The sequence below is a fragment of the Burkholderia sp. BCC1988 genome (assembly GCF_905339895.1).
In the GTDB taxonomy this organism is placed as follows: Bacteria; Pseudomonadota; Gammaproteobacteria; order Burkholderiales; family Burkholderiaceae; genus Burkholderia.
The window spans coordinates 324,243-349,165 of record NZ_CAJPHA010000005.1; the positions used below are offsets into that span (position 1 = coordinate 324,243).

Annotated in this window: 25 protein-coding genes; 11 read left to right on the forward strand and 14 right to left on the reverse strand. The window is 65.0% G+C overall.

Annotated elements, in window-relative coordinates:
• Nucleotides 1-4: 4 nt before the first annotated feature.
• A complete protein-coding gene (gene hpnD / locus U4012_RS09755) occupies nucleotides 5-853 on the reverse strand; it encodes a presqualene diphosphate synthase HpnD (protein ID WP_044848864.1) in 849 nt (282 codons plus the stop codon).
• Between the two features lie 257 nt (nucleotides 854-1,110).
• A complete protein-coding gene (locus U4012_RS09760) occupies nucleotides 1,111-1,443 on the reverse strand; it encodes a hypothetical protein (RefSeq protein ID WP_044848863.1) in 333 nt (110 codons plus the stop codon).
• A gap of 219 nt (nucleotides 1,444-1,662) precedes the next feature.
• On the opposite strand from U4012_RS09760, the gene U4012_RS09765 reads away from it, so the two are divergent.
• Nucleotides 1,663-2,547, forward strand: coding sequence for an alpha/beta fold hydrolase (locus tag U4012_RS09765; protein WP_124520170.1), 885 nt, complete (start codon nucleotides 1,663-1,665; stop codon nucleotides 2,545-2,547).
• Nucleotides 2,548-2,624: 77 nt separating this feature from the next.
• Here U4012_RS09765 and U4012_RS09770 read toward each other — a convergent pair whose 3' ends face one another.
• The 3 genes from U4012_RS09770 to U4012_RS09780 are packed head-to-tail and all read right to left on the reverse strand — an operon-like array spanning nucleotide 2,625 to nucleotide 4,565.
• Nucleotides 2,625-3,581, reverse strand: a complete 957-nt coding sequence (locus U4012_RS09770; protein ID WP_124485978.1) for a diguanylate cyclase — start codon at nucleotides 3,579-3,581, stop codon at nucleotides 2,625-2,627.
• Nucleotides 3,578-4,204, reverse strand: a complete 627-nt coding sequence (locus tag U4012_RS09775; protein ID WP_124520174.1) for a chemotaxis protein CheC — start codon at nucleotides 4,202-4,204, stop codon at nucleotides 3,578-3,580. The genes U4012_RS09770 and U4012_RS09775 overlap by 4 nt, the downstream gene beginning before the upstream one ends.
• On the reverse strand, nucleotides 4,197-4,565 hold the full coding sequence (locus tag U4012_RS09780; protein WP_040138947.1) for a response regulator: 369 nt from the start codon (nucleotides 4,563-4,565) through the stop codon (nucleotides 4,197-4,199). The genes U4012_RS09775 and U4012_RS09780 overlap by 8 nt, the downstream gene beginning before the upstream one ends.
• Before the next feature lie 467 nt (nucleotides 4,566-5,032).
• Here U4012_RS09780 and U4012_RS09785 point away from each other — a divergent pair, with 467 nt between their 5' ends.
• Nucleotides 5,033-7,276 (forward strand): hybrid sensor histidine kinase/response regulator, encoded by a 2,244-nt coding sequence (locus U4012_RS09785; protein WP_044848765.1) that lies wholly within the window; start codon nucleotides 5,033-5,035, stop codon nucleotides 7,274-7,276.
• Nucleotides 7,277-7,321: 45 nt separating this feature from the next.
• Here U4012_RS09785 and U4012_RS09790 read toward each other — a convergent pair whose 3' ends face one another.
• The gene (locus U4012_RS09790) at nucleotides 7,322-7,876 is read right to left on the reverse strand and encodes an NADPH-dependent FMN reductase (RefSeq protein ID WP_044848764.1); all 555 of its coding nucleotides are present in this window, start codon (nucleotides 7,874-7,876) and stop codon (nucleotides 7,322-7,324) included.
• A gap of 374 nt (nucleotides 7,877-8,250) precedes the next feature.
• Here U4012_RS09790 and U4012_RS09795 point away from each other — a divergent pair, with 374 nt between their 5' ends.
• Both U4012_RS09795 and U4012_RS09800 read left to right on the forward strand, forming a co-directional pair.
• On the forward strand, nucleotides 8,251-8,847 hold the full coding sequence (locus U4012_RS09795) for an RNA polymerase factor sigma-70 (RefSeq protein ID WP_321798104.1): 597 nt from the start codon (nucleotides 8,251-8,253) through the stop codon (nucleotides 8,845-8,847).
• Nucleotides 8,828-9,064 (forward strand): zf-HC2 domain-containing protein, encoded by a 237-nt coding sequence (locus U4012_RS09800; protein ID WP_124666278.1) that lies wholly within the window; start codon nucleotides 8,828-8,830, stop codon nucleotides 9,062-9,064. The genes U4012_RS09795 and U4012_RS09800 overlap by 20 nt, the downstream gene beginning before the upstream one ends.
• 352 nt (nucleotides 9,065-9,416) lie before the next feature.
• Here the strand turns inward: U4012_RS09800 and arsC are convergent, their stop codons facing one another.
• Complete coding sequence (gene arsC / locus U4012_RS09805) at nucleotides 9,417-9,773, reverse strand: arsenate reductase (glutaredoxin) (RefSeq protein WP_044848770.1); 357 nt, start codon at nucleotides 9,771-9,773, stop codon at nucleotides 9,417-9,419.
• 1,029 nt (nucleotides 9,774-10,802) lie between these two features.
• Here arsC and parA point away from each other — a divergent pair.
• Both parA and U4012_RS09815 read left to right on the forward strand, forming a co-directional pair.
• Complete coding sequence (parA, locus tag U4012_RS09810; protein ID WP_006751663.1) at nucleotides 10,803-11,465, forward strand: ParA family partition ATPase; 663 nt, start codon at nucleotides 10,803-10,805, stop codon at nucleotides 11,463-11,465.
• Nucleotides 11,466-11,488: 23 nt separating this feature from the next.
• Complete coding sequence (locus tag U4012_RS09815; protein ID WP_044848761.1) at nucleotides 11,489-12,550, forward strand: ParB/RepB/Spo0J family partition protein; 1,062 nt, start codon at nucleotides 11,489-11,491, stop codon at nucleotides 12,548-12,550.
• A 90-nt stretch (nucleotides 12,551-12,640) separates the two neighbouring features.
• Here the strand turns inward: U4012_RS09815 and U4012_RS09820 are convergent, their stop codons facing one another.
• Nucleotides 12,641-14,005: a replication initiation protein gene (locus tag U4012_RS09820; RefSeq protein ID WP_044848760.1), complete on the reverse strand. Its 1,365-nt coding sequence runs from the start codon at nucleotides 14,003-14,005 to the stop codon at nucleotides 12,641-12,643.
• Nucleotides 14,006-15,827: 1,822 nt separating this feature from the next.
• On the opposite strand from U4012_RS09820, the gene U4012_RS09825 reads away from it, so the two are divergent.
• Nucleotides 15,828-17,009: a DNA-binding protein gene (locus tag U4012_RS09825; RefSeq protein WP_257772845.1), complete on the forward strand. Its 1,182-nt coding sequence runs from the start codon at nucleotides 15,828-15,830 to the stop codon at nucleotides 17,007-17,009.
• Nucleotides 17,010-17,148: 139 nt separating this feature from the next.
• Here U4012_RS09825 and U4012_RS09830 read toward each other — a convergent pair whose 3' ends face one another.
• From U4012_RS09830 to U4012_RS09840, 3 genes are all read right to left on the reverse strand, one after another.
• Nucleotides 17,149-18,162, reverse strand: a complete 1,014-nt coding sequence (locus tag U4012_RS09830) for a tyrosine-type recombinase/integrase (protein ID WP_044848758.1) — start codon at nucleotides 18,160-18,162, stop codon at nucleotides 17,149-17,151.
• 102 nt (nucleotides 18,163-18,264) lie between these two features.
• Nucleotides 18,265-18,642: a DUF2471 family protein gene (locus U4012_RS09835; protein WP_124485970.1), complete on the reverse strand. Its 378-nt coding sequence runs from the start codon at nucleotides 18,640-18,642 to the stop codon at nucleotides 18,265-18,267.
• Between the two features lie 127 nt (nucleotides 18,643-18,769).
• Entirely contained in the window at nucleotides 18,770-19,381 is a 612-nt protein-coding gene (locus U4012_RS09840) for an XRE family transcriptional regulator (RefSeq protein WP_321798109.1), read from the reverse strand.
• A gap of 161 nt (nucleotides 19,382-19,542) precedes the next feature.
• Between U4012_RS09840 and U4012_RS09845 the strand changes: the two genes are divergently transcribed.
• The gene (locus tag U4012_RS09845; protein ID WP_124485968.1) at nucleotides 19,543-20,742 is read left to right on the forward strand and encodes a glycine C-acetyltransferase; all 1,200 of its coding nucleotides are present in this window, start codon (nucleotides 19,543-19,545) and stop codon (nucleotides 20,740-20,742) included.
• Nucleotides 20,743-20,755: 13 nt separating this feature from the next.
• Nucleotides 20,756-21,784 carry an L-threonine 3-dehydrogenase gene (tdh, locus tag U4012_RS09850; RefSeq protein WP_321798113.1) on the forward strand — a complete coding sequence of 343 codons (1,029 nt, stop codon included), beginning with the start codon at nucleotides 20,756-20,758 and terminating at the stop codon, nucleotides 21,782-21,784.
• A 197-nt stretch (nucleotides 21,785-21,981) separates the two neighbouring features.
• Here the strand turns inward: tdh and U4012_RS09855 are convergent, their stop codons facing one another.
• Genes U4012_RS09855 through U4012_RS09865 form a run of 3 tightly spaced genes read right to left on the reverse strand, consistent with a single transcriptional unit; the run spans nucleotide 21,982 to nucleotide 23,345 of the window.
• Nucleotides 21,982-22,272, reverse strand: a complete 291-nt coding sequence (locus U4012_RS09855) for a hypothetical protein (RefSeq protein WP_321798115.1) — start codon at nucleotides 22,270-22,272, stop codon at nucleotides 21,982-21,984.
• Nucleotides 22,273-22,308: 36 nt separating this feature from the next.
• A complete protein-coding gene (locus tag U4012_RS09860) occupies nucleotides 22,309-22,710 on the reverse strand; it encodes a hypothetical protein (protein ID WP_321798117.1) in 402 nt (133 codons plus the stop codon).
• Nucleotides 22,707-23,345 carry a GNAT family N-acetyltransferase gene (locus U4012_RS09865; protein ID WP_321798119.1) on the reverse strand — a complete coding sequence of 213 codons (639 nt, stop codon included), beginning with the start codon at nucleotides 23,343-23,345 and terminating at the stop codon, nucleotides 22,707-22,709. Before U4012_RS09865 ends, U4012_RS09860 begins: the two co-directional genes overlap by 4 nt.
• 190 nt (nucleotides 23,346-23,535) lie before the next feature.
• Between U4012_RS09865 and U4012_RS09870 the strand changes: the two genes are divergently transcribed.
• Nucleotides 23,536-24,150 carry a TetR/AcrR family transcriptional regulator gene (locus U4012_RS09870; protein ID WP_124529078.1) on the forward strand — a complete coding sequence of 205 codons (615 nt, stop codon included), beginning with the start codon at nucleotides 23,536-23,538 and terminating at the stop codon, nucleotides 24,148-24,150.
• A gap of 54 nt (nucleotides 24,151-24,204) precedes the next feature.
• Complete coding sequence (locus U4012_RS09875; RefSeq protein ID WP_257772833.1) at nucleotides 24,205-24,684, forward strand: nuclear transport factor 2 family protein; 480 nt, start codon at nucleotides 24,205-24,207, stop codon at nucleotides 24,682-24,684.
• Nucleotides 24,685-24,923 lie beyond the last annotated feature (239 nt).

The window sequence follows — 24,923 nt, forward strand, 5'->3', positions numbered from 1 at the left end:
CGGCTCAGAACAGCGCGTAGCGCGCGGCGATCATCAGCATGCGCGCCTTCGGCTTGCGCAGCGGCGCGCGCGGGGCGGCGAAGCCGCGCGCGATCGCGGCCTCCAGGATGCAGCGATACGCGCCCGACATGATGCGCGGCGCCTTCACCTGCGCACGCGTGCACGTATCCATCACGGCGTCCGCTTCGCGGAAGTGCTCGAGCGCGCGCTCGACGAGCGTCGCGCACACGCGCGGCAGCGCCGGGTCGCGCACGATCGTCGCCGGATCGGTGATCGCGATGCCTTCGCGCGCGAGCAGCTCGCGCGGCAGGTAGCAGCGGTTGATCGCCGCGTCGTCGTCGATGTCGCGCAGGATGTTCGTCAGCTGCAGCGCGCGGCCGAGGTGATGCGACAGCTTGATGCCTGCCGCCTCCGGGATCCCGAAAATCCTCACCGACAGCCGGCCGGCCGCGCTCGCCACGCGATCGCAGAACAGGTCGAGCGTCGGTTCGTCCGGCGCGCAGATGTCCTCGGCGGCGTCCATCGCCATCCCGTCGATCATCGCGTGGAAGTCCTCGCGCTTCAGGTCGAACGCGCGGATCTCGCGCTCGAGCGCGACCAGATGGCGCGGCGGCTGGCCGGCGAAGCACGCGTCGATGTCCGCGCGCCAGCGATCGAGGCCCGCGTTGCGCTCGGCGCGCGGCAGGTCGCTGTCGGCGATGTCGTCGACCGCACGGCAGAATGCGTAGACCTGGAACATCGCATCGCGCTGCACCGCCGGCAGGATGCGCATCGCCAGATAGAAAGAACTGCCCGATGTGACGGCAGCGGCGTCGGTTTCTTGTTCGTCCACGACGAGATTGGAAACGGCCAAGACGAGCTCCACGGAGACACCCACGCGGGGCGATTGAAGAAGCCATGCCCGGCTGGGTTGGTCAGGGCGTCAAATGCGTGCGAGATATGCGAACGATCGACGCAGACAGGCACAAATTACCGGCCGGAAGCCGGAATTGGGCGAAAGTATAGCAATCTTTGACGTTCGATGGCGGACACCGCCGCGCCCGGCGGGCCGCGCGGGGCCTGGCGGGCCGGCATGGCCGGCCGCGGCGGGGAGCGGCACCGCGCCGCTCGTCAGCCGTAGACGATGTCGCGCTGCAGGTCGAGCGCGATGAGCCCCATTTCGCGGGTCAGCTGCAGCATCGAGCGGCGTTCGAGCCGCGAGCCCATGAAGCTCGTCACGCGCCCGTCGGGCTCCGCCGTGAACTGGAACGACGGGCCGCCGGTGCCGAACCACGCGCCCGGCACGTCGGGCGATTCCTGCCAGTCGATCTGCTCGAACACGCGCGCGATCCCCGCGCGCACCATGTCGCTCGGGCCGATCGGCGGCGCGGTCTCGCCCAGGTCGTCGAGGGAATAGGGGCCGGGTTTGTCCGGCCGCCGGTAGAAGAGGTAATCGACGTTCATGGGGCGCAATCGGGAGCAAAGCGTCAAATTAGCGCGCTTCGGCGCAAATTCAAATCAGATCGAGACGAAATGTGGCCTGTACGAGACAAAAGCGCCGCATCCCGACAGCCGGTGCGAGCCCGTGCACGCTCGGGCCGTGCGTTCATGCCGGGGCGCGCAGCTTCGTCCACGCGGCTTCGTCTAAGATGAACATCTTTCTCGAAAAAACACACGGACACCATGGAGACGAACGTAACCGCCACCGCGCCATCCGACCATCCCGTTTTCGTGCTGGTGCACGGCGCGTGGCACGGTGCGTGGTGCTACGCGCACGTCGCGGCCGCGCTGGCCGCGCGCGGCTACCTGTCGATCGCGCGCGACCTGCCCGCGCACGGCATCAACGCCCACTTTCCCGCATCCTATCTCGAACGGCCGCTCGACAAGGACGCCTTCGGCGCCGAGCCGTCGCCGGTCGCGAACACCACGCTCGACGATTACGCGACGCAGGTGATGCAGGCCGTCGACGACGCGTATGCGCTCGGCCGCGGCAAGGTCGTGCTCGTCGGGCACAGCATGGGCGGCCTCGCGATCACGGCCGCGGCGGAGCGTGCGCCGGAGAAGATCGCGAAGATCGTCTATCTCGCGGCGTTCATGCCCGCGTCGGGCGTGCCGGGCCTCGACTACGTGCGCGCACCCGAGAACAAGGGCGAAATGCTGGGCCCGCTGATGCTCGCGAGCCCGCGCGTCGCGGGCGCGCTGCGGATCGATCCGCACAGCGGCGATGCCGCGTATCGCGGGCTCGTGAAGCGCGCACTGTATGACGACGTGCCGCAGGCCGACTTCGAGGCGGTGGCGAACCTGATGACCTGCGACGTGCCGGCCGCGCCGTTCGCGACCGCGATCCCGACGACCGTCGCACGCTGGGGCGCGATCGATCGTCATTACATCAAGTGCCTGGCCGATCGCGTGATCCTGCCCGCGCTGCAGCAGCGCTTCATCGACGAAGCCGACGCGTTCGTGCCCGGCAAGCCGACGCACGTGCACCAGCTCGACAGCAGCCATTCGCCGTTCGTGTCGCAGCCGGCCGTGCTGGCCGGCGTGCTGGCGGATATCGCGAAAAGCTGACGGAGGCGCGGCACGCGCGGTGTGCGGTGTGCGGTGTGCGGTACGCCGCAGGTAACCGCGCTGCGGCCGCGCCGCGCTTACGCGTATGCGATCGACCGGTCGCGCCCGAGCCGCTTCGCGCGATAGAGCGCGGTATCGGCCTCGTTGACGAGCACGTCGCACGCCAGCGCGCCGGCCGTCGCGCACGCGCCGCCGACGCTCGCCGTCACCGGCACGCTGACGCCTTCCGCGTCGACTGGCGTGCTGCCGATCGCGTAGCGCACCTTGTCCGCTACCCGCATCGCTTCGTCGAGATTCGTGCACGGCAGCAGCAGCGCGAATTCCTCGCCGCCGAAACGGCCGAACGTATCCTGCGCGCGCACGATCGACGCGACGCGGCGCGCCGTCTCGCGCAATACCGCATCGCCGGCCGCATGCCCGAACCGGTCGTTGATCGTCTTGAAGTGGTCGAGGTCGAACAGCAGCACCGACAGGTCGCCGCCGTAGCGCTGCCAGCGCGCGAACTCGTCACTGAGCCGCGCCTCGAAGAAGCGCCGGTTCGCGATGCCGGTGAGGCCGTCGAGATTCGCATGCTCGCGCAGCTTCGCGACCGCCTCCTCGCGCTCGCGCTGCATCACGCTCACGTGCGTGACGTCCGAGATCGTCACGCACACGGCCTCCACTTCGCGGCCGCGCGTGAGCGGCATGAACGTGCAATCCTGCTGCATGTAGTCGACGCCGCCCGTGATCGGCCGGTCGTGCTCGAAGCGGAACAGGTAGGGCCGCTGCTCCCAAGAGCTGAACGCGAAGCTGCCGAGCTGGAACACGCTCTCGAGCTTGCGCTCGAGCCACGCGCGCGGCAGCGCCGGAAAGCAGTCGAACAGGTTGCGACCGATCACCTCGGCGGCCGGGATGCCGCTGTGGTCCTGCATGAAGCGATTCCACATCAGCACGGTCATCGCGCGGTCGAGCACGAACAGGCCGAAGCCCACCCGTTCGATCACGAGGTCGCTCAGCGACGCGGCAGTGGCGGTGGCGGCGGGGGTCGCGTTCATAGCGCGGACAGCAACGCGTCGAGCGCTTCGCCCATCAGCCGGATCGAGTCCTCGGCCATCAGCATCACGAAATGTGCGCGAAACGCGTGATCCTCGAGACCGAAGTTCACTTCGAGCAGCAGCGCGACGCTCCAGGCCAGCGCGGTCGGCTGGAACACGTCGTCGAACGACACGTTCGCGCCGAGCAGCCCCGGCGGGAAAAACACGGGCTTGCGGCCGAGCTCGTCGAGGATCGACGCGACGCATGCGCTCATCAGCACGTTCGAGACATCGAACACGAGTTCGTCCTGCGTGGCCATGCCGGCATACACGCCGTCGCCGAACGTGCGCTCCATCAGCGACATGAGCCGCGCGACGCCCGCGCTGCGGCACAGCACGATCGCCTCGCCCTTGATGTCGGAACGGAATCCCTGGCGCACGGCCGTCACGTTCTCGTGGATGCCCGTCATCTCGCGCAGCGCGTCGCCCGCATCGGCGGCCTTCACGACGCGCACGCGCGGTACCGACAGCTCGATGAAGTGCCCGAGCAGCAGCGCAAGCCGTGCGGCGGCACGGCCCATCGCGAGGTTGGCGATTTCCTGCAACGCGTCGCGTTGCTCCGCCGTGAACACCGATTCAGGCATACAACCCATACTCCTTGAGAATGGGCAGCAACGCCTCCGACGTCACGGGCTTGGCAACGAATGCGATCGCACCCAACTCGCGCACGCGTGCTTGCGCCTGCGGCTGGATATCGGCGGATACCACGATCACGAACGTGTTCAGGTCTTCGTGGCGCAGTGTCTCGAGCACCTGATAGCCGTTCATGTCGGGCATCGTCAGGTCCAGAAACATCACGGAAGCCTTGCCGTCACGATAGAGCGCCAGGGCCTCACGACCATTCGCCGCATACGCGACGTCGACGTCCCAGTCCCCCGGGAGTGCCTTTGTCAGAAGTTTGCGAGCGAGCAAGGAGTCGTCGGCGATCACGATCGGCAAAGGCATGGCGGCGAAGCGGTATACGGAATGGTCTCTCTCGCGTTAACGACCGCGCGGCGCGCTTCTTTAGGCGCCATGCGATCAAGCGCGGCCACCGCCGTGCGGCCGCGCGCGGGCGCCGCGGCGCGAGGCACGCGACACACCGCGCCGCAAACGCCGGCGGGCGCATATATCTGTCATGGGGAAAGCAAGGCGCGATTCTCTGAGTAAACCGAAGGCGGTGCAACTCGCCATTTTCACCATTTCGAACAAAATCGATTCATTCGCCCTGCATTCTGAAAACAGCCGCGACCATTTCCGAGATAAGCACGCAAAATTTTTCTTTGTGTACGTTTGCGCTGCCGGATTCATAGCGTTTTCAAACTTTCACCGTGCCCCTGTCGGAATCACCAGGTTGCACATCGGTGCGGCGGTACGGCGCACGTGCGCAACTCGTTTATGATGGAACACCTCCGCTTCACCCGCTTTCTTCGATGACGTCCGAACGTCCCGCCGACTCCCGCACGCACACCGCACCGCCCGCCGACGACTGGCAGGACGACGGCAACTATGCGTCCGGCGCGCCCGAGCACGATTTCGCGGTCCGGCGCGTGACGCTGATCGTGCTGCTGGTCGCGGCGATCGTGCTGCCGTGCATCTACGTGTCGGTCATGGCGTACAACGACCTGAAGGCCCGCGAAGCCGCGGCGAGCGACGTGACGATGCGTACCGTGCGCGTCGCCGAGGAACATGCGCTCAAGGTGTTCGACCTGAGCGAGACGCTCGATGCGCGCATCGTCGACCTCGTGCAGGACATGGACGACGCCACCGTGCGCCGCCACGAATCCGACATCCACGAAGCGCTGAATACGATCGGCGGCGGCTATCCGCAGGTGGCCGCGGTGTCGATCTTCGGTGCGAGCGGGATGCTGCTCGCCAACAGCCTCTACTATCCGGCGCCCTATGCGTCGATCGCGAACCGCGACGACTTCGCCGGCATCCGCGACGGCCGCGTGATCGAACACATCTCGAAGCTGATGATGGGGCCGCTCAAGCTCGAGAACATCCCCGTGTTCAACACGGGCGTCGCGCGACGCCATAGCGACGGTTCGTTCGCCGGCATGGTGTCGATCGCGCTTAAGTCGTCGTATTTCAACGCGTTCTACCGCGACCTGCTCGGCGGCGCGGCCACCCCGATGACGATGGCGCTCGCGCGTTCCGACGGCGCGGTGATCGCGTCGTATCCGCCGCCGCCGTCGCTCGCGCACACCGATCTCACGGCCACCTTCGGCAACGCGCAAAGCGATCCGCGCGCGGGCGTCGTGCGGGTGCGCCACGACGGCGCCAGCAGCGAGATCGTCGCGTACCGCCAGGTCGGCAGCTACCCCGTGTACGTGACCTGCGCGTACCGCACGTCGGCGATCTGGCGTGAATGGTACGAACACCTGAGCGTGCTGTTCATCTCGATGTTCGCGCCGTCGATCGCGCTGTGGTCGGTGATCTGGCTGTCGCTGAAGCGGCTGAAGGCGGAAGAGGAGGCCTGGGACCGCTGGCAGGCCGAAGCGTCGATGCGGCGCTCGATCGAATCGGCGTACCGGCAGTCGCGCAAGATGCAGGCGCTCGGCAACCTGGTCGGCAGCGTCGCGCACGACTTCAACAACCTGCTGATGATCATCTCGAGCAACGTGCAGATCGCGCGGCGACGCGGCGTCCAGCATCTCGACAAGGAACTCGGCGCGATCGAACGCGCGCTGAAGAACGGCCAGTCGCTCACGCGCCAGCTGCTCGGCGTCGCGCGCAAGCAGCCGCTGCACAGCGAGACGATCGACGTCGGTCAATGGCTCGGCACGTGCCGCGAACTGCTGAAGACGTCGCTCGGTTCGAAATCGCTGCTGGTCGTCGCGATCGAGCCCGGCGTATGGCCGATCCGGGTCGATGTCGCGGAGCTCGAGCTCGCGGTGATCAATCTCGCCGTCAACGCGCGCGATGCGATGACGGTCGGCGGCCGCTTCACGGTCGGCGCGCGCAACGTGACGCTGCGCCGCGAGGACGGCTTTCCGCTGACCGGCGACTTCGTGCAGATCTCGCTCGACGATACGGGCTCGGGCATGCCGCCCGACGTGCTCGCGCGCGCGTTCGAGCCGCTCTTCACGACGAAGGCGCAGGGGATGGGAACGGGGCTCGGGCTGCCGCAGGTGTTCGCGTTCTGCGAGCGCTCGGGCGGACTCGCGACGATCGACAGCGCGGTCGGCGCCGGGACCTCGGTGCGCCTCTACCTGCCGCGCGCACGCGTCGAGGACATCGTCGCGCGACCGCAGGCCGCCGTGCACGACGCGGGCGGGCTTGCCGGCCTGCACGTGCTGCTGGTCGAGGACAACAGCGAAGTCGCGGCCGGCACCGAGGCGCTGCTCACGCTGCTCGGGCACCGCGTCACCTATGCGCCCACCGCCGACGACGCACTGCGCCTGATCGAGGGCGCGGCCGCGAACGACGCATTCGACCTGGTGATCTCGGATATCCACATGCCGGGCCGCCTGAACGGCATCGATCTCGCCGAAGCGATCGACAAGCGGCCGGGGAAGCTGCCCGTGATCCTCGTCACGGGTTACGCGGAGGAACTCGACCGCACGCGTACCGTCGACGTGCGCGTGCTGTCGAAGCCGTTCGACATCGCGCTGCTCGACGAGATCCTGCTCGGCATCCGCGAAGCGCGCGACGCACGGCACGCCGGCGCCTGACCCGCGGCATGCGGGCCGGTGCCGGCGGCGGCAAGGAAACGGCGATCAGGCCGCCTTCAGCACGCGCACCCAGTCGACGTAGCGGTCGACGAAACCCTGCAGGAACTTGCGGGTGTCTTCGCTGACGATCTGGCCCTCGTCGTCGATACGCGCCGGGTCGTGCTTGATGAACATTTCCGGCTGGCCGAGCGTCTTCACGTCGAGATACGCAAGCACGTTGCGCAGGTGCTGCTGCGCGAGCGCGGTACCGGTCGCACCCGGTGACGTGCCGAGTACCGCACCCGGCTTGCCGGACCACGAGTTGTGCCCCCACGGGCGCGAGCCCCAGTCGAGCGCGTTCTTCAGCACGCCCGGGATCGAGCGGTTGTACTCGGGCGTCACGAACAGCAGCGCGTCGGCCGCCTCGATCGACTGCTTGAAGCGCTTCGCGACTTCCGGAAAGTCCGCGTCGTAGTCCTGGCTGTAGAGCGGCAGTTCGCCGATCTCGACGAATTCGAACGAGAAATCGGCGGGGGCGAGCGAGATCACGGCTTGCGCGAGCGCGCGGTTCCAGGAACCGCGACGCAGGCTGCCGACGACGACTGCAACACGATAGGACATGGCTTTCTCCTTCCGGTGAGTAAGGAATCGGGTCGATTGATTCTGGACAGGCGACAAAGGTCTGTTTATAGGCAAGCCAGCCCGCGAGCCGTCCCACGGGGCCGGCCGGCCGACTTTCCACAAGGTTTTCCACAGAAATTGTGGATAACTTGACCGTTATGGTCTGATGTTACAGACCGCCCGCGTCGCGATTTCGCGGCGCGCGACGCCAGCTTCGGCAAGCATAGCGCAGCGCGCCAGCCGGCTTCGTGAATTCGCGACGGAACATGCGTTGCAGCGCAGCGTCTCGCCCAGTAAGCTGCTCGCACACCGCGATGCGCCCGCCCGGTGGCGCGCACGCGAGCGCTTTCGCTTCGTAAGGCTCCCGACCTGCCATGCTGTCCGCGTACGACGACCCCGCCTATCTCGCGCAACTGCGGCGCGACCTGCTGCGCTTCGCGCGACTCCAGCTCCGCGACACCGATGCGGCCGAGGATGCCGTGCAGGAAGCGCTGACCGCCGCGTGGTCGCACGCGGGAGAGTTCGCGGGACGGTCCGCCCACAAGACCTGGGTGTTCGGCATCCTGCGCAACAAGCTGGTCGACATCCTGCGCGCGCGGCAGCGGACGGTGAGCCTGTCCGCGCTCGATGCGGAACTCGACGGCGAATCCGCGCTCGATCGCGAACTCTTCAAGGAAAACGGGCATTGGGCGCCGCACACGAAGCCGCGGCCGTGGCCGCGCCCCGAAACGCTATTGCAGCAACAGCAGTTCTGGATGCTGTTCCAGGTCTGCCTCGACCACTTGCCGGAACACATCGGGCGCGTGTTCATGATGCGCGAATTCCTCGACGTCGAGATTGCCGACATCTGCAGCGAACTGACGTTGACGACGAATCATTGCAGCGTGTTGCTGTATCGGGCGCGCACGCGCCTGCGCACCTGCCTCAGCGAAAAAGGAATGACGACCGAAGATGCTGCCGGGGAAATGTAGGGACGTGACGCGACTGCTGTCGGATGCGCTCGACCGGTCCTTGACGCTTCATGAGCGCATGCAGGTGCATGTGCATCTGCCGACTTGCAGCGGATGCCGCGTGTATCGCGGGCAGATCGCGCTGCTGCGGACGGCAGCGCATGCGGCGGCAGGGCGGGGGACGGGTGATGAAGCGGGTGGCGATCGGGATGAGTCGTCGGGCGACGGGCAGGGCTGAGTTGCTGCCTTGTGATTTCTGCTACGAGCGGTTCATTTGATGACGGCTGGGAGCGTAGCCACGGTGGACGGTTGTGATATTCGAATTCAGTCGAGCGATCCGACGCGTCTCGTGATTGCTGCTACGAGTGGTTCCATCGATGACTGCTGGCAGGGCAGCCACGGTGGACGGTTGTGCTACTCGAATTCAACCGGTCGATCCGATGCGTCTCGTGATTTCCGCGACGCGCGGCTCATTTGATGACCATCGGCAGCGTAGCCACGGTGGTCGGTTGCGGCCCGCGAATTCAGCCGCTTATTCCCGGCGCGCTCGCGCCGGGACGATGCGATAAGAAAAATACGCCGAACAACAATTATTCGAACAGCGCGCGCACCGACTCGGGCGGACGACCGATGGCCGCCTTGCCTCGATACACGACGATCGGACGCTGCAGCAGAATAGGATGAGCCGCAATCGCTTCATAGGCCTCCGCGTCGGTCAGACTCGCACGGGCCAGATCCAGCGTCTTGTACGGCTCTTCGCCGTCGCGAAGCATGTCGCGCACCGGGCGCCCGAGCTGACGATGCAACGCTTCCAGTTCCTCGACCGTCGGCGGCGTCTTCAGATACTCGACGACATTCACCTGCGTGCCGGCGGTGTTCAACGTCTCGACCAGTGCGAGCGTCTCGCGGGACTTCGAGCAGCGGGGGTTGTGGTAGATCGTGATCATCATTCGGACCTGGATAGGAAAGGCACGTATTGTAGCCAGTCTGGTTGCGTGCGTTTCGGCGGGGACCGGCGCGCGGGCGAAAGGGGAGTTGGAGTACGGTGCGGCGTGCGGGGAGGAATCGTTCGCGCCGACGAGCGTGCAGAGCGCGTGATGCCTTTATGCGCATAAAGTGCGTTGCACGGGCAATCGCCAAGGACGTCTGCGGTGGCGAGCGCCGATGAACGACGACGCACCGCTACGGCGTGTTGCAGGTTCTCACGCGAGGGCCACCGTACGGTTTTGGTTTTATCCGTCGCCGAGTTTATGCGCATAAAGCTGTCGCTTCGCGAGGTGGGGAGGTCCACTGATATCGCGACTGGCCCGGACACTTCGATGCCTCGAACGATCAGCGGGGCGATACGCGATTGCGTCCATCCGGGGCGTTGTCTCGGGGCATATTGATGCGCGCTTGCCGACGTGGGGCCGCCGATCGCTGCCGAGCCTCTCGATGGTTTATGCGCATAAACGCTGGGGGCGGCCAGCGCTTCACCGCTTCACCGCTTCACCGCTTCACCGCTGCACGCTGCACGCTGCACGCTGCACGCTGCACGCTGCACGCTGCGCACGGCACACGGCACACGGCGCGAGTATCGCGCCGGCCTGAGTCGCGCCGCGTTCGTCATCCAGGCTCGTGCTCAAGCGAGGACGCCGACTCGCAGATGCTCTCCTGCACCGCCGAAGTTTATGCGCACAAACTCCTCCGTCACCAAGGCCCCGCGCGTTCGGCTATCGAGAGGGCAGGCGCCAACACATTGCGCCGATCAGCTTCTCGAACGAGGGGGCAGAAACGCCTGTCGTCACGACGATCCATCGGCTCATCATCCACCGCAGCAATCTCGCCGCCATCCGCTCCAGCCAGCCAGCGTCCCCATTCGTTTATGCGCATAAACCGATAGCCCGAATGGCTAACGCGTAGTTGGCAAACGACAATTTCATTGAAATATAAATATCGTCCTGTAGAATTCCAACGACCAAAAACAGGAGTGAAAATTGGCCGCGGAAATCATTGCAGTCACTCAACAAAAAGGTGGCGTCGGCAAAAGCACGATTGCCATGCACCTCGGCGCGGCATTCCATGAGAAAGGGAAGCGCGTCCTCGTCATCGACGCCGACGGTCAAAACACACTGATTCACTGGTCGAGCGCATCCGGTGACAGCGACGCCGGCATCCCGTTCCCGGTCGTCAATCTCGCCGAAGCCGGCGGCCAGATCCATCGCGAGATCAAGAAGTTCATCAACGACTACGACATCATCGTCGTCGATTGCCCGCCGTCGATCACCGAGAAAGTCTCCGGCGTCGTGCTGCTGGCCGCATCGATCGCCGTGATCCCGACTTCGTCGTCGCCGGCCGATTACTGGTCGAGCGTCGGGCTGGTGAAGCTGATCCAGCAGGCGCAGGTGATGAACGAAGACCTCCGTGCCGTCTTCCTGCTGAACAAGACCGAAGAGAAGCGCATGCTGACCCGCGAGCTCAAGCGTGCGCTCGAGGAGCTCGGCTTCCCGTTGCTGAAGACGCAAATCCCGACCCGGGAAGCGTACAAGCAGGCAATGGCGCTCGGTCAGACCGTGCTGCAGATGAACGATCGCGGCGCCAAGCTGGCCGCCGCGGAAATTCGCGCATGTGCCGACGAAATCGTCGCCATGCTGCCCTGACTTTATGCGCATAAAGGAGTCACATGAAACCCTCCCAATTTGCAAAAGGATTCCAAGCGCGCCCGGATATCACGACGAGCGAGAAGCGCACGGCGCTTGATCGGCTGAATGCCATCGACGGCATCGTCAAATCCGAGACGGCCACGCCGGCCCCGACGAAGTCCGCCAAGAAGGACATCACGCCGCCACCGTCTCCGGACGTCCTGCTCGATCCGTCGATCGACGAGTCGCCGCAATATCGCGCGTGGCGCCTCGAGAACCGCTATGCGCCCGGCCAGGTAATCGAACTGCCGTTGAAGGCGATCAAGCATAGCCCGTTCAACCCGCGGCACTTCTATCTGAAGTCGTCGATTGCCGAACTCGCGGTCAACCTCGCGAAGCAGGGGCAGCAGCAGGCGATCCACGTGATTCCGGACTACGACAATCCGGGCTCGTATTTCGTCAGCGACGGCGGCCGCCGCGTGCGCGCGCTGAAGGAAGCGAACAAGGAGTCGGTAAAGGCGATCGTGATCGACGTGCCGATCGGGATCCAGAGCTACAAGCTCGGCTACGACCTGAACGTGCAACGCGATTCGCAGACGGTGTTCGACAACGCCGTCGTGTGGCGCCGCTTCCTCGACGACAAGCACTTCCTGAGTCAGAAGGAACTGTCCGAGCATCTCGGCCTCGACGAGTCGACGGTCGCGGTCGCGCTGTCGATCGGCAAGCTGCCGGAAAGCGTGATGCAGGAGATGGTCGCGCGCCCCGATCGTTTCGGTTCGAACATGGCGTATCAGGTCGGCCGTTATCACAACGCGCGCGGCACCGAGGCGACGCTGCGCCTGATCAACAAGATCGTGTCCGACGATCTCAGCACGCGTCAGGTGTCGGACATCGTCAAGGGCCGCGTCGCGGCGCAGGAAACGCCGAAGCCGGCGGGCCGCCAGCGCTATGCGCAGCGTCTCGAGATCAAGCTCGGCGGCAAGTCGGTCGGCGACCTGAAGTCGTATGGCGAAGACCGCATCGAACTGCGCCTGCGCGGCCTCCCGAAGGACAAGCGCGACGCGATCCTCGAGCAGCTCGAGCGGATGCTGTTGTCGGACTGATGGAAACGGCCGGCAGGGCCTGGCGATGCGCCGGGCCCGCCGGTTGGGCGGGCAGCCGGCGGCGGCCCGTCAGAGGGGCCTGAACAGGCCTCAGGCGGCCCGCGATTGATTCAGGGTGAATGACAGCAGGTCGCCGTCGGTCGGCTCGCCCCAGGTCTTCTGGGCCAGCCAGTCGAAAAACGCCGTCTCGGCCAGCTTCGAATCGAGGCCGCGCTTGCGCCAGTCGTCACGCAGGTGCGAGCCCATCGTCGGCAGCACTTCCGACTCGAACGACTCGCGCGCCACTTCGCGCTCCGCGTCGCCCTGCTCCTCGTACAGCACCTTCGCTTCCTTGCGGCGGAACGCCGCGAATTCGCTCAACAGACGCGCCTTCAGATCATCCGGCTGCGCCGCGACGACCTTCGCGGCAGGCGCGCCCGACGGCAGCGCGTCAACGGACTCGACCGGCGGCGCATAACCCTTCTTCAGCGCATCCTTGAACAACGCGGGCGCGCTGCGCACCGGCGGCAGCGTCGTGCTGCGCATCCGCTGCTCGGTCATCTGCAGCGCGGCGCGAATCCGGTTTTCCTCGCTGTCCGCGTAGAGCGTCTGCGCTTCCTTGAGCGGAATCCCGAGCTTCACCATCCGGTCGACCAGCGTGCTGTCGAACACGTTCGGATGCTCGTCGAGCGCGAGCATCGGCTGCTTGCGCTCGGTCACGCGGAACTGGATCTCCGCGACCCGGCGCCCTTCGCGATGTTCGATCAGTTCGACGAAGATGTTGGTGACCGCATTGACCTCGGCGATCGCCGGACGCAGGTAGTCGCGCTTGAAGTACTTGTACTCGCGCTTCGCCTCGTCGCCGGCTTCCGTATCGGGCGTGCCCGACAGGATCGGCCGCCACCATTCCCACGGCTCGCGCATCGTCAGGTGGCTCGGGTTCGTCAGGTAGCGCACGCAGATCTCGTAGAGCGCGAGACCGGCGCTGCTGCGCAGCTGGCTCTGGAACTGCAGGCTCAGACGCGCGTACTGGACCGGGTCGAGCAACTTCTTCTTGATCTTAGGTGCGAACGAGAATTCGACCCACACGCGGCGGGTAGCCGGATCCTCGAGAATTTCGGCATCGGCGATCAGCGTCGAGATCCCCCACTTGCGGCCCGGCTTCTGGCTCGACGTCCCCGTGCTCCATTCAACCTGGACCGACACCATGCGGCGCAGGTGTTCCTTCACCAGCGCGGTGTCGTTCGAATCGAAGGCGGAGTTGGCGACGATATCCGACAGCAGCGCGCGATACGTATCGCCGGAGTCGTCGGCCTGCTGCGCGACGGCGAGCAGGACGTTGAACAGCTTGCGGGTCAGGAGCGTGATCTTGCCGCTCTTCGGCTGAATTGCGATCGCCTCGACGGCCTTACGCAATTCGGCTGAACTGGCACTCACCACATCCACATCGGTTTTCTTGGCGCGCTTCGTGGCCATGCGTCGGGTCGGAGGAGAAGTTTCACGGAAGGATAGCGCCTGTGGTGATGTGCGTCCAGAACGACATGCTCACCATAGCGGGTGAAGTGCGCGTGTGAAACGGCACTCACCCCAACCCTCTCCCGAAAACCCTCACCGGTCCGGATTTACAGCGTTTCGGACTCGTCCAGACGTGTCGCGGGATGCGCGGATTCACAGATTTTCGCCTGTGCTCGACACGTGCGAAACTTGCTCCCGTATCGGCTCACCTTTCGATTTGTCGTAATTTTACGACTGCACTTCCGGATCCTCGTCACAGGGTCGCCACTGGACGTCGCGACATCGAGCGGACAGGCCCGCACCGGCCTGTATGCATGTACAGGCGCGGCTGACCGGGGCGACCGCAACCACGCCCGGCACCCGGAAACCGCGCCAAAAAGGATGCGCCTCGAGGCCATCGAAGCCGATTCACAGGCCCGGGCGCGCATTGTACAGCGCACAGAAACCGTTCGGTCCCGAAAATTCTCACCTCAACGGCTCGGAATTCTGTGCCCCGGATCCAGACGAGTCCCCGGCACACGCGGGATCGCCAGCCAGGACCTCCCGAAAAGCCTCACCTTATTGAAAAAAGCGGCGCTCCAACGGATGCGGATACGGCTCCCGAAAAACCTCACCGTAACCGCCGCGGTATCAAAAATGTCAATGCCGTCCGATACTTATGTGCAGCAGGCGTTCCGCTGTGTCCGGCGATCGTCCCCCGAAAAGCCTCACCTTTGCGGCAGGCGAACGTCGGCGGCAGCTGTGTATCGACTCCTGAAAACTCTCACCTGTGCCAAAAAGTGGCACAGCAAAAATCAGATTCCTGCCAGTCCCGGCGGGCTTTTCAGCGAATTCGCCCCGTTATGGGTCCCGAAAAGCCTCACCTTTGCCCTATTTTCGAGCAAATGGCGCTCCCGAAAAGGCTCACCTATCAGGCAAACGGCAGCCTGTGATCGACGTCCCGAAAAAGCTCACCTCAACGGGATCCGGGCAGGAAAACCCGGATTTCGCTCCCGAAAAGCCTCACCTTTCAGGCTTCACAGGCCCCACAGGGCACTTTTGCTGTGCAAAATGACCGTCGGTTCCCGGAAATCCTCACAGCAAATCCCTGTGGAGTCCCGTGAAACCTCACCTTTCATGAAAACTGCCCAAAAGATGGGCAGAATAGGGGCGCGAGTAAGGTCCCGCAAATTCTCACCTATGTCTGCACAGGCAGAAAACTGTGCGCGCAGGCACAGCGCGGGTTCCATGGCTGTGCAGCCCCGAAAAGCCTCACCTTTGGGAAATCTCGCATTTCACTGTGATCCCGAATCCGCTCACGACCTTTCCTGCATCGGCTCACGCAGATCCCCGAACCCCATCACTTCAGCTCCCGCAGAAGATCACCTTGGTTCCCGTAAAACTTCACCTTCTCGGCCGGAAAGCCTTGCTACATAAGGCTGTGCCGTGGCGTTAACGTTTTTAACTAAGGGTTCAAGGGTGTTTACTTCTAATACTCTCAAGACATCGGTCGTCGAGTTTTCCACAGAGACCCCCAACCCCTGAACACCGACAGCGAGCGTGACGCCCATCATGTGAAACAAATGCCCTTTTTCGGGGCTTGCTAAAAAACGCTTTCAGCACAAGTACTTGGCTCGCTTTCTTCGCTTTGTTTCACGGAATCGGGACGCTGGCTCATCCAGATCGGCTCACAGCGCCGATTTCTGTGCACAGCGACGTAAATTCATCGCGGCCGACAAAAACAGGTATCAAAAAATACGTGTTCCGTTATGATCACAACATTTCAATGTCTGTGAGTCCTGCCATGACGCTGGATGAAATACGTGAAGCCATCCGGGAAGAACTCGAATCGCTACGCGCGAGCGGCGCGCGCCGCCAGGAGTTGTCGCTGCATGCCTGCAAGCGCCTGTTTTTCGATCTCGGCATCCGGCCGTCGGCCGCCAATGTCCGCGATCTGACCCAGACCGGCAGTGCCAGCGACATTCCGAAGGACATCGATCATTTCTGGGAACGGATCCGTGCCGCGTCGAAGGTTCGGCTCGACGGTGCGGCGATTCCGAAAGCGGTCGAGGAAAAGGCCGGCGCATTGCTCGGCGCGCTATATGAAGAGGCGTTGAAAGCGGCCAGGGAAAGTCTCGATGTCGACCGCGAGCAGATCCGCGCCGGCGTGACCGATGCGGAACAGCGGCTGCGCGACGCCACGGTTCGCCAGGAAACCCTCGAAGGCGCGCTGACGCGCAGCGAAGCCCGCAACGAGCAGCTGCAGGCGCGTGTGACCGAGCTCGAGGTGCAACTGGCCTCGCAATCGACGCACGGTTCGGCAAACGAGGCGACGCTGCTCACCACAGTCGCCCGACTCGAAAAGGAACTGGCCGCCATGGCCGGCCGCGTCGATGCCGAACAGACGCAGAACGCGGCGCTGCGCGACCGTATCGACACGCTGCAAGCCGAATTGCAACAGCGCACCGAACACTATGCGCAGCAGATCAAGGATGCGGTGGCCGAAGCCGAGCGCCGCGTCAAACCGATGCTGGTCGAGCTGGACTCGCTGCGCAGCATGGCGTCGACCTATCAGAGCGGTTTGCGCGACGTGCAACGCAAGGAATTCGATTTCCTTCAGCAACTGAGTTCGACCAAGGCCCGCGCGGACCGGCTCGAGGAACAGCTTCGCAGCCAGGGCGACGAGTTGGAGCGCGCGACGCGCGAGGTGAATACGCTGCGCGCGAGCCGCGGGATGAACCCGGAGATTTCCGCGCTGATCCGGCGCCTGGCCGATGCCGGTCAGCTGGATGCCGATGCGTTTTCCGCGATCGGGACGTCACTGGACCATGAAATTCCGGTGCCGACCCAGTGCCCGCATTGCGACGGCGAACCGGAGTTGTCGCACGGCGACGACGGGTTCGAAGTATCGTGCCCCGAATGCGAACATGCGTCGGGGCCCTGGCCTTCACGATTCGAAGCGGTCGCACGCTTTGCACGCGATTGACGCGCCGGTCGGCACAGCGATCGCACAGGTGAGGTGATTCGGGACGCGTGAGGTGAGGTTTTTCGGGAGCCGCGAAATGGTGAGGCTACGCCACACAAGGCTGCTCACGGATCACGTCGCGTGAGCAGCCGGTTCGGCATCAGTGAGTTTCGTCCTGGTCGGAAGCGTCACCATTCGCGAGATCGTCACGCCAGTTTTTCCACGCGCGGTGCAGCCGGTTCGACGAGATCGGCCGCACGAAGCCGAGCCATTTGCCGACCCGCTCGGGCGGTACGTCGTGTTCGAACAGCTCGGCCGCATAGGTATTGCGCAGCGTTTGCGGACTCGCGCGCGCGGTGCGCGACGACGTCAGCCCCGCGGACTCGACGATCGCGTCGATCGCGCGCAGCATCGTCGCCTTGTGCATCGGCCGCCCGGCATGCGATGCGGGAAACACGAGCTCGCCGGGAATCTCCTGGCGCTTGCGCTCCACGAGCCATGCTTCGAGCAACGCGATCGCGAACGACGCCAGATGGGTTTCGCGCGCGAAATCGGGATGCGTCGACGGGATCTGCAGCGACGTTCCGCTCGTATCGATGCAACTAATCGTGAGCACGCGTGCTTCGCCGGTCTTCACGCCGGCGCCGAGAAACGCGGCGACGAGCGCGCGGTCGCGCCGCTCTTTCCAGTATGCGGAGCCCGACACGCCGATCGGCGAAAACAGGTAGGCCAGCAACTTTGCGCGTTCGGCGGGCGTCAGGAAACCGGTTGGCTCGTTGTCGCGTGCCTGACGCCAGTTCGCTTCGCCATCCTGAGCAATGAAGCGGGCCGGGTTGGTGGACGCGAACTCGGTGCGCCGGATGTGGTCGAGCACGCGTTCGATCAGCCGCAAATAACGCATTCGCTGCGTTTTCCGGATCGGAAGCTCGCCGACGAAGTTCGCGATTGTTGCGGTATCGACGGTGGCCAGGTTTTTCTGGTTTGCACGCAGCCACGCAAGAAAGGCGCCCCATTGCGCGCGGTAGACGTCGGCCGACGAACGGCGGTAGTCCTGCATGGCAAGCCACGCGTCGAACGCGGCTTCGGGCGAGATGATCCAGTCGGACGCGCCGCGGTCGAACAGATCCTTTTCTTCCGGGCGTGCCGGGGTGTCGGAGGGCGTGGGAAGGGACATGTCATTTATTCCGTTAGTTGCGTATATGGTAGCCCTTTCCGCAACGTTGCGGACAGCAGGATGCGGAAGCCGCCCACCGTGTCGGACGCTCGGGGCCTGACGTCAGTCGCCCCACGCCTTCGACGGGCGGTGAACGCGCTCGCGGGGCGCCGCTTCCTGCGATTTGGCCGCGGCTTCATACGCGAGGACCGCGAACGAGAACACGGCGGGCAGCGCGTTCGATCGGCCGAAGTCGATCGGATCGTCCGTTTCGGGAAAGGTCATGTCCGACGGCCGTTCGAACAGTTGACGCATGCCGGCCTCGTGCCGGCTGGCAAAACCGAGATCGGCGAGCGCCTCGGCTTCGATCGCGTGCAGCAGGCGCCACGACAGCGGGACGCGCTGACGGATGTAGCGCCCGGCTATATGGCGAACGATCAGTTCGAGGTCGTGCGCGGCAGCCTTGAAGCTGAGCGCGGCCAAATCTTGTTCTTCTGTCATCGCAGGCTCCTGTCGACCGGCGCGGCGCCTCGGTGCGCCGCCCCGGCCATGCATGGCGGAATGTCCGTATACTGTACAAATATACAGTGTCTTCCGCAACTGGCCTTTCGGCCAGCTACCCGCATCGTCAGCGATGAATCACGATCAGCAGTGCGCGTGCCTCGGCCTTGCCGGGGTTGCGGATCGCATGCGGCGTGTCGGCCGGGTAGCGCGCGGTGTCGCCCGCCTTCAGGCGTCGGCTCGCCGCCGCGGCTTCGATTTCCATCGCGCCCTGCAGCACGGTGAGGTGCTCGCGCGTGCCGGGTTCGTGCGCGTTCGATACGAGCGCGCCGCCACTCGGCAGCGTCAGTTCGTACCACTCGAACTTGCCGGCCAGGTCGATCGGGCCCCATACGCGCAATTGATAGCGGCCGTCGTGGCCGGCGAGCGTCGGGATGTCGTGCGGGCCGTCCACGCGGATCGTCTCCGGCGCTTTCGGTTGAGAGAACAGCTCGTCGAGCGTGATGCCGAGCGCATTCGTGAGCCGCCATGCGACTGCGATCGTCGGATTGGCCTTGTCGCGCTCGATCTCGGAGAGCATCGACTTCGATACGCCAGCCGCGCGCGACAGGTCGTCGAGCGTCAGCTTGCGCTCGTTGCGCAGGCGCTGGATTTGCTCGCCGACGCGCGGCGGCGTCACGCCCGGCGCTTGCGGTGCGGCGCTGGCAGGCGTGCGCCGCGACGCGGAGGAACTTGCCATTTGGTTTCCGTTCGCTTAGAGTTGTTCGGTATTTCGAATTCTAGTTCGGAATATCGGATAAATGCGGTCAACCGAACGACCGACTATAACAGTAGCAGGCCGTTGCGCTGCCGCCACGAGTGGCGCGCGACGGGATGCGAATCCCTGTCAGGAGCTTTGCGATGCGTGATGCCTTTCTCGCCCAGGTGCGCGGGACGCTCGACCAGATCCGCGCGGACGGTTTTTACAAGACCGAGCGCGAGATCGCGAGTCCCCAGGCGGCGGCCGTGCGGCTCGCCGGCGGTGCCGGCGTGCTGAATTTCTGCGCGAACAACTATCTCGGTCTGGCGAACGATCCGCGCCTGATCGCCGCGGCGCAGGCCGGTCTCGACCAGGACGGCTTCGGCATGGCGTCGGTGCGCTTCATCTGCGGCACGCAAACCGTGCACAAGCAGCTCGAAAGCGCGCTGGCATCGTTTCTCGGCACCGAGGACAGCATCCTCTATTCGAGCTGCTTCGATGCGAACGGCGGCCTGTTCGAGACGCTGCTCGACGAGAACGACGCGGTGATCAGCGACGAGCTGAACCACGCAAGCATCATCGACGGCATCCGCCTCTGCAAGGCGAAGCGTTTCCGCTACAAGAACAACGACCTGTCCGACCTCGAGGCGAAGCTGAAGGAAGCCGACGCCGCGGGCGCGCGCCACAAGCTGATCGCGACCGACGGCGTGTTCTCGATGGACGGCATCATCGCCGACCTGAAAGGCATCTGCGACCTCGCCGATCGTTACGGCGCGCTCGTGATGGTCGACGATTCGCACGCGGTCGGCTTCATCGGCGCGCATGGCCGCGGTACGCCCGAGCACTGCGGCGTCGACGGTCGCGTCGACATCATCACCGGCACGCTCGGCAAGGCGCTGGGCGGCGCATCGGGCGGCTACGTCGCGGCCCGCCGCGAGATCGTCGAATTGCTGCGCCAGCGTTCGCGCCCGTACCTGTTCTCGAACACGCTGACGCCGAGCATTGCCGCGGCGTCGCTGAAGGTGCTAGAACTGCTCGGCAGCGACGAAGGGGCGAAGCTGCGCGAACGCGTGCGCGAGAACGGCGCGCGTTTCCGCGAGCAGATGACGGCCGCGGGTTTCACGCTCGTGCCGGGCGCGCATCCGATCATCCCGGTGATGCTCGGCGACGCGCAGCTTGCGACCAACATGGCCGACAAGCTGCTGGCCGAAGGCGTCTACGTGATCGGCTTCTCGTTCCCGGTCGTGCCGCGCGGTCGCGCGCGCATCCGTACGCAGATGAGCGCCGCGCATACGCCCGAACAGATCGATCAGACGGTCGCCGCGTTCGTGCGCGTCGGCAAGTCGCTCGGCATCGTCTGACGGAGGCGCGACCATGAAAGCACTGGCAAAGCTCGAACGCGGCCCGGGCCTCACGCTCACGCGCGTGAAGCGCCCCGAAGTCGGACACAACGACGTGCTGATCAAGATTCGCCGCACGGCGATCTGCGGCACCGACATCCATATCTGGAAGTGGGACGACTGGGCGCAGAAGACGATTCCCGTGCCGATGCACGTCGGTCACGAATACGTCGGCGAGATCGTCGAGATGGGGCAGGAAGTGCGCGGCTTCGCGATCGGCGATCGCGTGTCAGGCGAAGGCCACATCACGTGCGGCTTCTGTCGCAACTGTCGCGCGGGGCGCCGGCATCTGTGCCGCAACACCGTCGGCGTCGGCGTGAACCGTGAAGGCGCGTTCGCCGAGTACCTGGCGATTCCCGCGTTCAACGCGTTCAAGATTCCGCCCGATATCTCCGACGATCTCGCGTCGATCTTCGATCCGTTCGGCAACGCGACGCATACGGCGCTGTCGTTCAATCTCGTCGGCGAGGACGTGCTGATCACGGGCGCGGGCCCGATCGGCATCATGGCCGTCGCGATCGCGAAGCACGTCGGCGCGCGCAACGTCGTGATCACCGATATCAACGACTACCGGCTCGAACTTGCGCGCAAGATGGGCGCGACGCGCGCGGTCAACGTCGCGCGCGAGTCGCTGCGCGACGTGATGGCCGACCTGCGCATGACGGAAGGCTTCGACGTCGGTCTCGAGATGTCGGGCGTGCCGAGCGCGTTCACGAGCCTGCTCGAGGCGATGAATCACGGCGGCAAGGTCGCGCTGCTCGGCATTCCGCCCGCGCAGACGGCGATCGACTGGAACCAGGTGATCTTCAAGGGGCTCGAGATCAAGGGCATCTACGGCCGCGAGATGTTCGAGACCTGGTACAAGATGGTCGCGATGCTGCAAAGCGGTCTCGATCTGTCGCCGATCATCACGCATCGCTTTGCGGCGGACGATTACGAGAAAGGCTTCGCCGCGATGCTGTCCGGTGAAAGCGGCAAGGTGATTCTCGACTGGACGGTCTGAGTGCCGGCGGGGCGGTTCGGTACGTTTGCCGGCTGCCCCGCTCGTGCGGGCATGAGCGTTTGTCGGGGCTGGGCCGCTTCGACAAACGCGTAAGGTGAGAATATTCGGGAGCTGTGTTTGCGTACCGAACGGCGGCTCGATCATGCTGCCGCGTGTCGCGCAGGCGTGGAATTCAACGGGCTGCACGTCGTTTCCCGTCAGCGATACGAGGGCGATCGCACTTCGATTCCGCAGCACTCATCGGTGACATGCAATCGCGCATGCACCTCACCCATCAGCGCCGCTCCGCTGCCCACTCCGTCGCGTCGCTCGGCGCGTGCCTTTCTTCCTGCCCTTCCGTTTTCGCTTGTCGTGCCTGAATAGCGGGCCCTTGCCGCATCATCGCGTGTCATGGTTTTGCCCTGCGTCAGCGCCAGCACGTCACCACGCAACCCGGTCACGGCCCGGCCTCGAGGCGTGAGCCGATCACCGACATGCAACTCACCCATCAGCCCGCCAGCCGGCATCGATCGGTGCGCTGCCTGCTATTCGATCCGCTCACCGTTCGGCCATCGCGGCTCGAGTTGCAGACTCAACACGACGAGCCAGCGTTTCGGGCATTGCGGTGCGATTTCGATCAGATCGCCATGCGCGCCGGACACCGTCACGAGTCCGTTTTGCGCCGCATGCCGATACGCGCGCGATGCGTCCGCCTGAAGCCAGAAGCTGACCAGCGCGCACGTGACGAAGCGGAACAGCAGCAATGTCGCGGCTTCCGGCGTGTCGCCCAGCAACACGAGCAGGCTGTCGAACGCGAGCGTCAGCAGCTGCGTGACCGTGATCGTGATGACCGTCAGCTTCACCAGCCCGCGCATGCGCAGTGCTGCCCGCGTGCGGGCGTGACGTAGTGCGAGCCGCGCGCGATCGTCGTCGCTTTCGCGTCTCACGACGCCGCTCCGGCGCGCTGCGCGACGTCGATCGATGTCGTGTCGGATACAGGCATCGGCGCGCCCGCTCCGCCAACCGCCTTGCACAGGATCGCGCTGTCGTAGCTGTGTCCTGCAAACCGCATCACGTCGATCAACCGAAACCCTTCGCGACGATAGAAGTCGACGAGCCGGACAGCCGCATGCGGCGCATCGAGCGCGATGTGCGTCGCGCCACGCGCGGCAGCCCGCCGTTGCGCGAACGCGAGCAGCGCACGGCCGATGCCGCGGTCCTGCCAGACCGGATCGACGGCCAGTTGGCCGAGCGTCGCGACGCGTCGGCTGCGAAACGGATCGCAACGCGAATCGGGATCGTGCGCTTGCATCGTGATCGTCGCGACCAGATGCGCGTTGCCGAGCGCGACGAAACACTCGCTGGTGAGCATGCGTTCGCGCGTCGCCGACGCCGGCTGGTCGACGCCCGGACAGTTGAAGCCCGCGGCGCCGAGTGGCGCGTACGCACGATGCAGCAACGCGGTCAGCGACTCATACGAATCGCTGCGCGGATCGAAACGCCTTACCACCACGCGGCCGTCGAGCCGCTTCGCATAAGCCGCATAGGCACGCGCGGAGCGTGCGGATTCCGGTCGCTGCATGATGTCCTTTCGGCCAGACAGGGTGACCGAAGTGTAGTGAGCCCCCCGCGCCAGCTTCAAGAAAAAATGTCGTAAACGCCGGCTGCAATGCGCCGCCCGCCATCGGACCATGCGGCGTTCGGCCCTTCCGACGGCAGGGCCTTTTCACGCGGCTGTTGACGAAGGAGAACGATCGTTCTACCGTAAACCCATGAACACACATGATGACCTCTCCGGCGAACCGGCCGTTCGCGACCGGCTGCTCGACGCGGCCGAAGCGCTGATCTACTCGGGCGGCATCCACGCCACGGGTGTCGATGCGATCGTGAAGCGATCCGGTGCCGCGCGAAAGAGCTTTTATTCGCATTTCGAATCGAAGGAGGCGCTGGTCGTGGCCGCGCTCGAGCGCCGTGACGAACGCTGGATGCGCTGGTTCGTCGACGCGACGCTGGCGCGCGGCAAGTCGCCGCGTGCGCAGTTGCTCGGCATGTTCGATGTGCTGCGCGACTGGTTCGTGGAACCCGATTTTCACGGCTGCGCATTCCTGAACGCGTCCGGTGAAATTGCCGACGCCGACGATCCGGTGCGCGTCGTCGCGCGCATGCACAAGGCGCGCTTGCTCGCGTTCGTGCGCGAGCGGTTCGACGCGTATGCCGACGCAGCCGGGATCGAGCGCCGCGGGCTGGCCCGCCTCGCACGTCAATGGCTGGTGCTGATCGACGGCGCGATCGCCGTGGCGCTCGTCAGCGGCGATGCCGTCGCGGCGCGCGATGCGCGCGCAGCCGCCGAATGCTTGCTCGATACGGTGTCTCGAGCGTCGCAGTAACGCGTCCCAACCGGCTGCGTTCGTGCGCAGCCCAACCTTGAACAGGAGCATCCCATGTCCGCTTCCCCGGAAGTTCGTCCGCCCGTTCCGCCCTTCACGCTCGACACGGCGCGCCAGAAAGTGCGCGCCGCGGAGGATGCGTGGAACACGCGCGACCCGCTGCGCGTGTCGCTCGCCTATACGCCGCAGAGCCGGTGGCGCAATCGCGCGGAGTTCGTGACGGGCCGCGACGAGATCGTCGGCCTGCTGCAGCGGAAATGGACGCGCGAGCTCGACTACCGGCTGATCAAGGAGCTGTGGGCGTTCGGCGGCAATCGCATCGCGGTGCGATTCGCCTACGAATGGCATGACGACGCCGGCAACTGGTTCCGCTCATACGGAAATGAAAACTGGGAGTTCGACGAAAACGGCTTGATGGCGCATCGCCACGCGAGCATCAACGATCTGCCGATTCGCGAAGCGGACCGCCTGTACCACTGGCCGCTCGGCCGCCGTCCGGACGATCATCCCGGCCTGTCCGATCTCGGGCTGTGACGCAGCACGATGACGACGCGTGAACGCGTTCGATCACGCATCGAGCGTGCCGCCTGTGCTCAACGGTGAGGAAATTCGGGAGCCGTGTATTGAGGTGAGAGTTTTCGGGAGAAGGAGCGATTCCGTGCGGGACGGTGTGATTCTTCACGTCCCGCGTCTCACCGATCATTCTTCGCAGGAAACGGCGCGATTGCGCTGACGGAAGCGCCGTGCGCATTGCAGTGCTCGCGCTTTCGTTG

Bases quoted from the DNA above. Each gene is read 5' to 3' on its own strand.
- U4012_RS09830 (WP_044848758.1), bottom strand. From the start codon at position 18,162: ATGTCCCTTCCCACGCCCTCCGACACCCCGGCACGCCCGGAAGAAAAG.
- U4012_RS09795 (WP_321798104.1), top strand. From the start codon at position 8,251: ATGCTGTCCGCGTACGACGACCCCGCCTATCTCGCGCAACTGCGGCGC.
- U4012_RS09820 (WP_044848760.1), bottom strand. From the start codon at position 14,005: ATGGCCACGAAGCGCGCCAAGAAAACCGATGTGGATGTGGTGAGTGCC.
- U4012_RS09855 (WP_321798115.1), bottom strand. From the start codon at position 22,272: ATGGGTGAGTTGCATGTCGGTGATCGGCTCACGCCTCGAGGCCGGGCC.
- U4012_RS09760 (WP_044848863.1), bottom strand. From the start codon at position 1,443: ATGAACGTCGATTACCTCTTCTACCGGCGGCCGGACAAACCCGGCCCC.
- U4012_RS09875 (WP_257772833.1), top strand. From the start codon at position 24,205: ATGTCCGCTTCCCCGGAAGTTCGTCCGCCCGTTCCGCCCTTCACGCTC.
- U4012_RS09765 (WP_124520170.1), top strand. From the start codon at position 1,663: ATGGAGACGAACGTAACCGCCACCGCGCCATCCGACCATCCCGTTTTC.
- U4012_RS09870 (WP_124529078.1), top strand. From the start codon at position 23,536: ATGAACACACATGATGACCTCTCCGGCGAACCGGCCGTTCGCGACCGG.
- U4012_RS09785 (WP_044848765.1), top strand. From the start codon at position 5,033: ATGACGTCCGAACGTCCCGCCGACTCCCGCACGCACACCGCACCGCCC.
- U4012_RS09840 (WP_321798109.1), bottom strand. From the start codon at position 19,381: ATGGCAAGTTCCTCCGCGTCGCGGCGCACGCCTGCCAGCGCCGCACCG.
- U4012_RS09780 (WP_040138947.1), bottom strand. From the start codon at position 4,565: ATGCCTTTGCCGATCGTGATCGCCGACGACTCCTTGCTCGCTCGCAAA.
- tdh (WP_321798113.1), top strand. From the start codon at position 20,756: ATGAAAGCACTGGCAAAGCTCGAACGCGGCCCGGGCCTCACGCTCACG.
- U4012_RS09845 (WP_124485968.1), top strand. From the start codon at position 19,543: ATGCGTGATGCCTTTCTCGCCCAGGTGCGCGGGACGCTCGACCAGATC.
- U4012_RS09865 (WP_321798119.1), bottom strand. From the start codon at position 23,345: ATGCAGCGACCGGAATCCGCACGCTCCGCGCGTGCCTATGCGGCTTAT.
- U4012_RS09800 (WP_124666278.1), top strand. From the start codon at position 8,828: ATGCTGCCGGGGAAATGTAGGGACGTGACGCGACTGCTGTCGGATGCG.
- U4012_RS09790 (WP_044848764.1), bottom strand. From the start codon at position 7,876: ATGTCCTATCGTGTTGCAGTCGTCGTCGGCAGCCTGCGTCGCGGTTCC.
- U4012_RS09815 (WP_044848761.1), top strand. From the start codon at position 11,489: ATGAAACCCTCCCAATTTGCAAAAGGATTCCAAGCGCGCCCGGATATC.
- U4012_RS09835 (WP_124485970.1), bottom strand. From the start codon at position 18,642: ATGACAGAAGAACAAGATTTGGCCGCGCTCAGCTTCAAGGCTGCCGCG.
- arsC (WP_044848770.1), bottom strand. From the start codon at position 9,773: ATGATCACGATCTACCACAACCCCCGCTGCTCGAAGTCCCGCGAGACG.
- U4012_RS09825 (WP_257772845.1), top strand. From the start codon at position 15,828: ATGACGCTGGATGAAATACGTGAAGCCATCCGGGAAGAACTCGAATCG.
- U4012_RS09770 (WP_124485978.1), bottom strand. From the start codon at position 3,581: ATGAACGCGACCCCCGCCGCCACCGCCACTGCCGCGTCGCTGAGCGAC.
- U4012_RS09775 (WP_124520174.1), bottom strand. From the start codon at position 4,204: ATGCCTGAATCGGTGTTCACGGCGGAGCAACGCGACGCGTTGCAGGAA.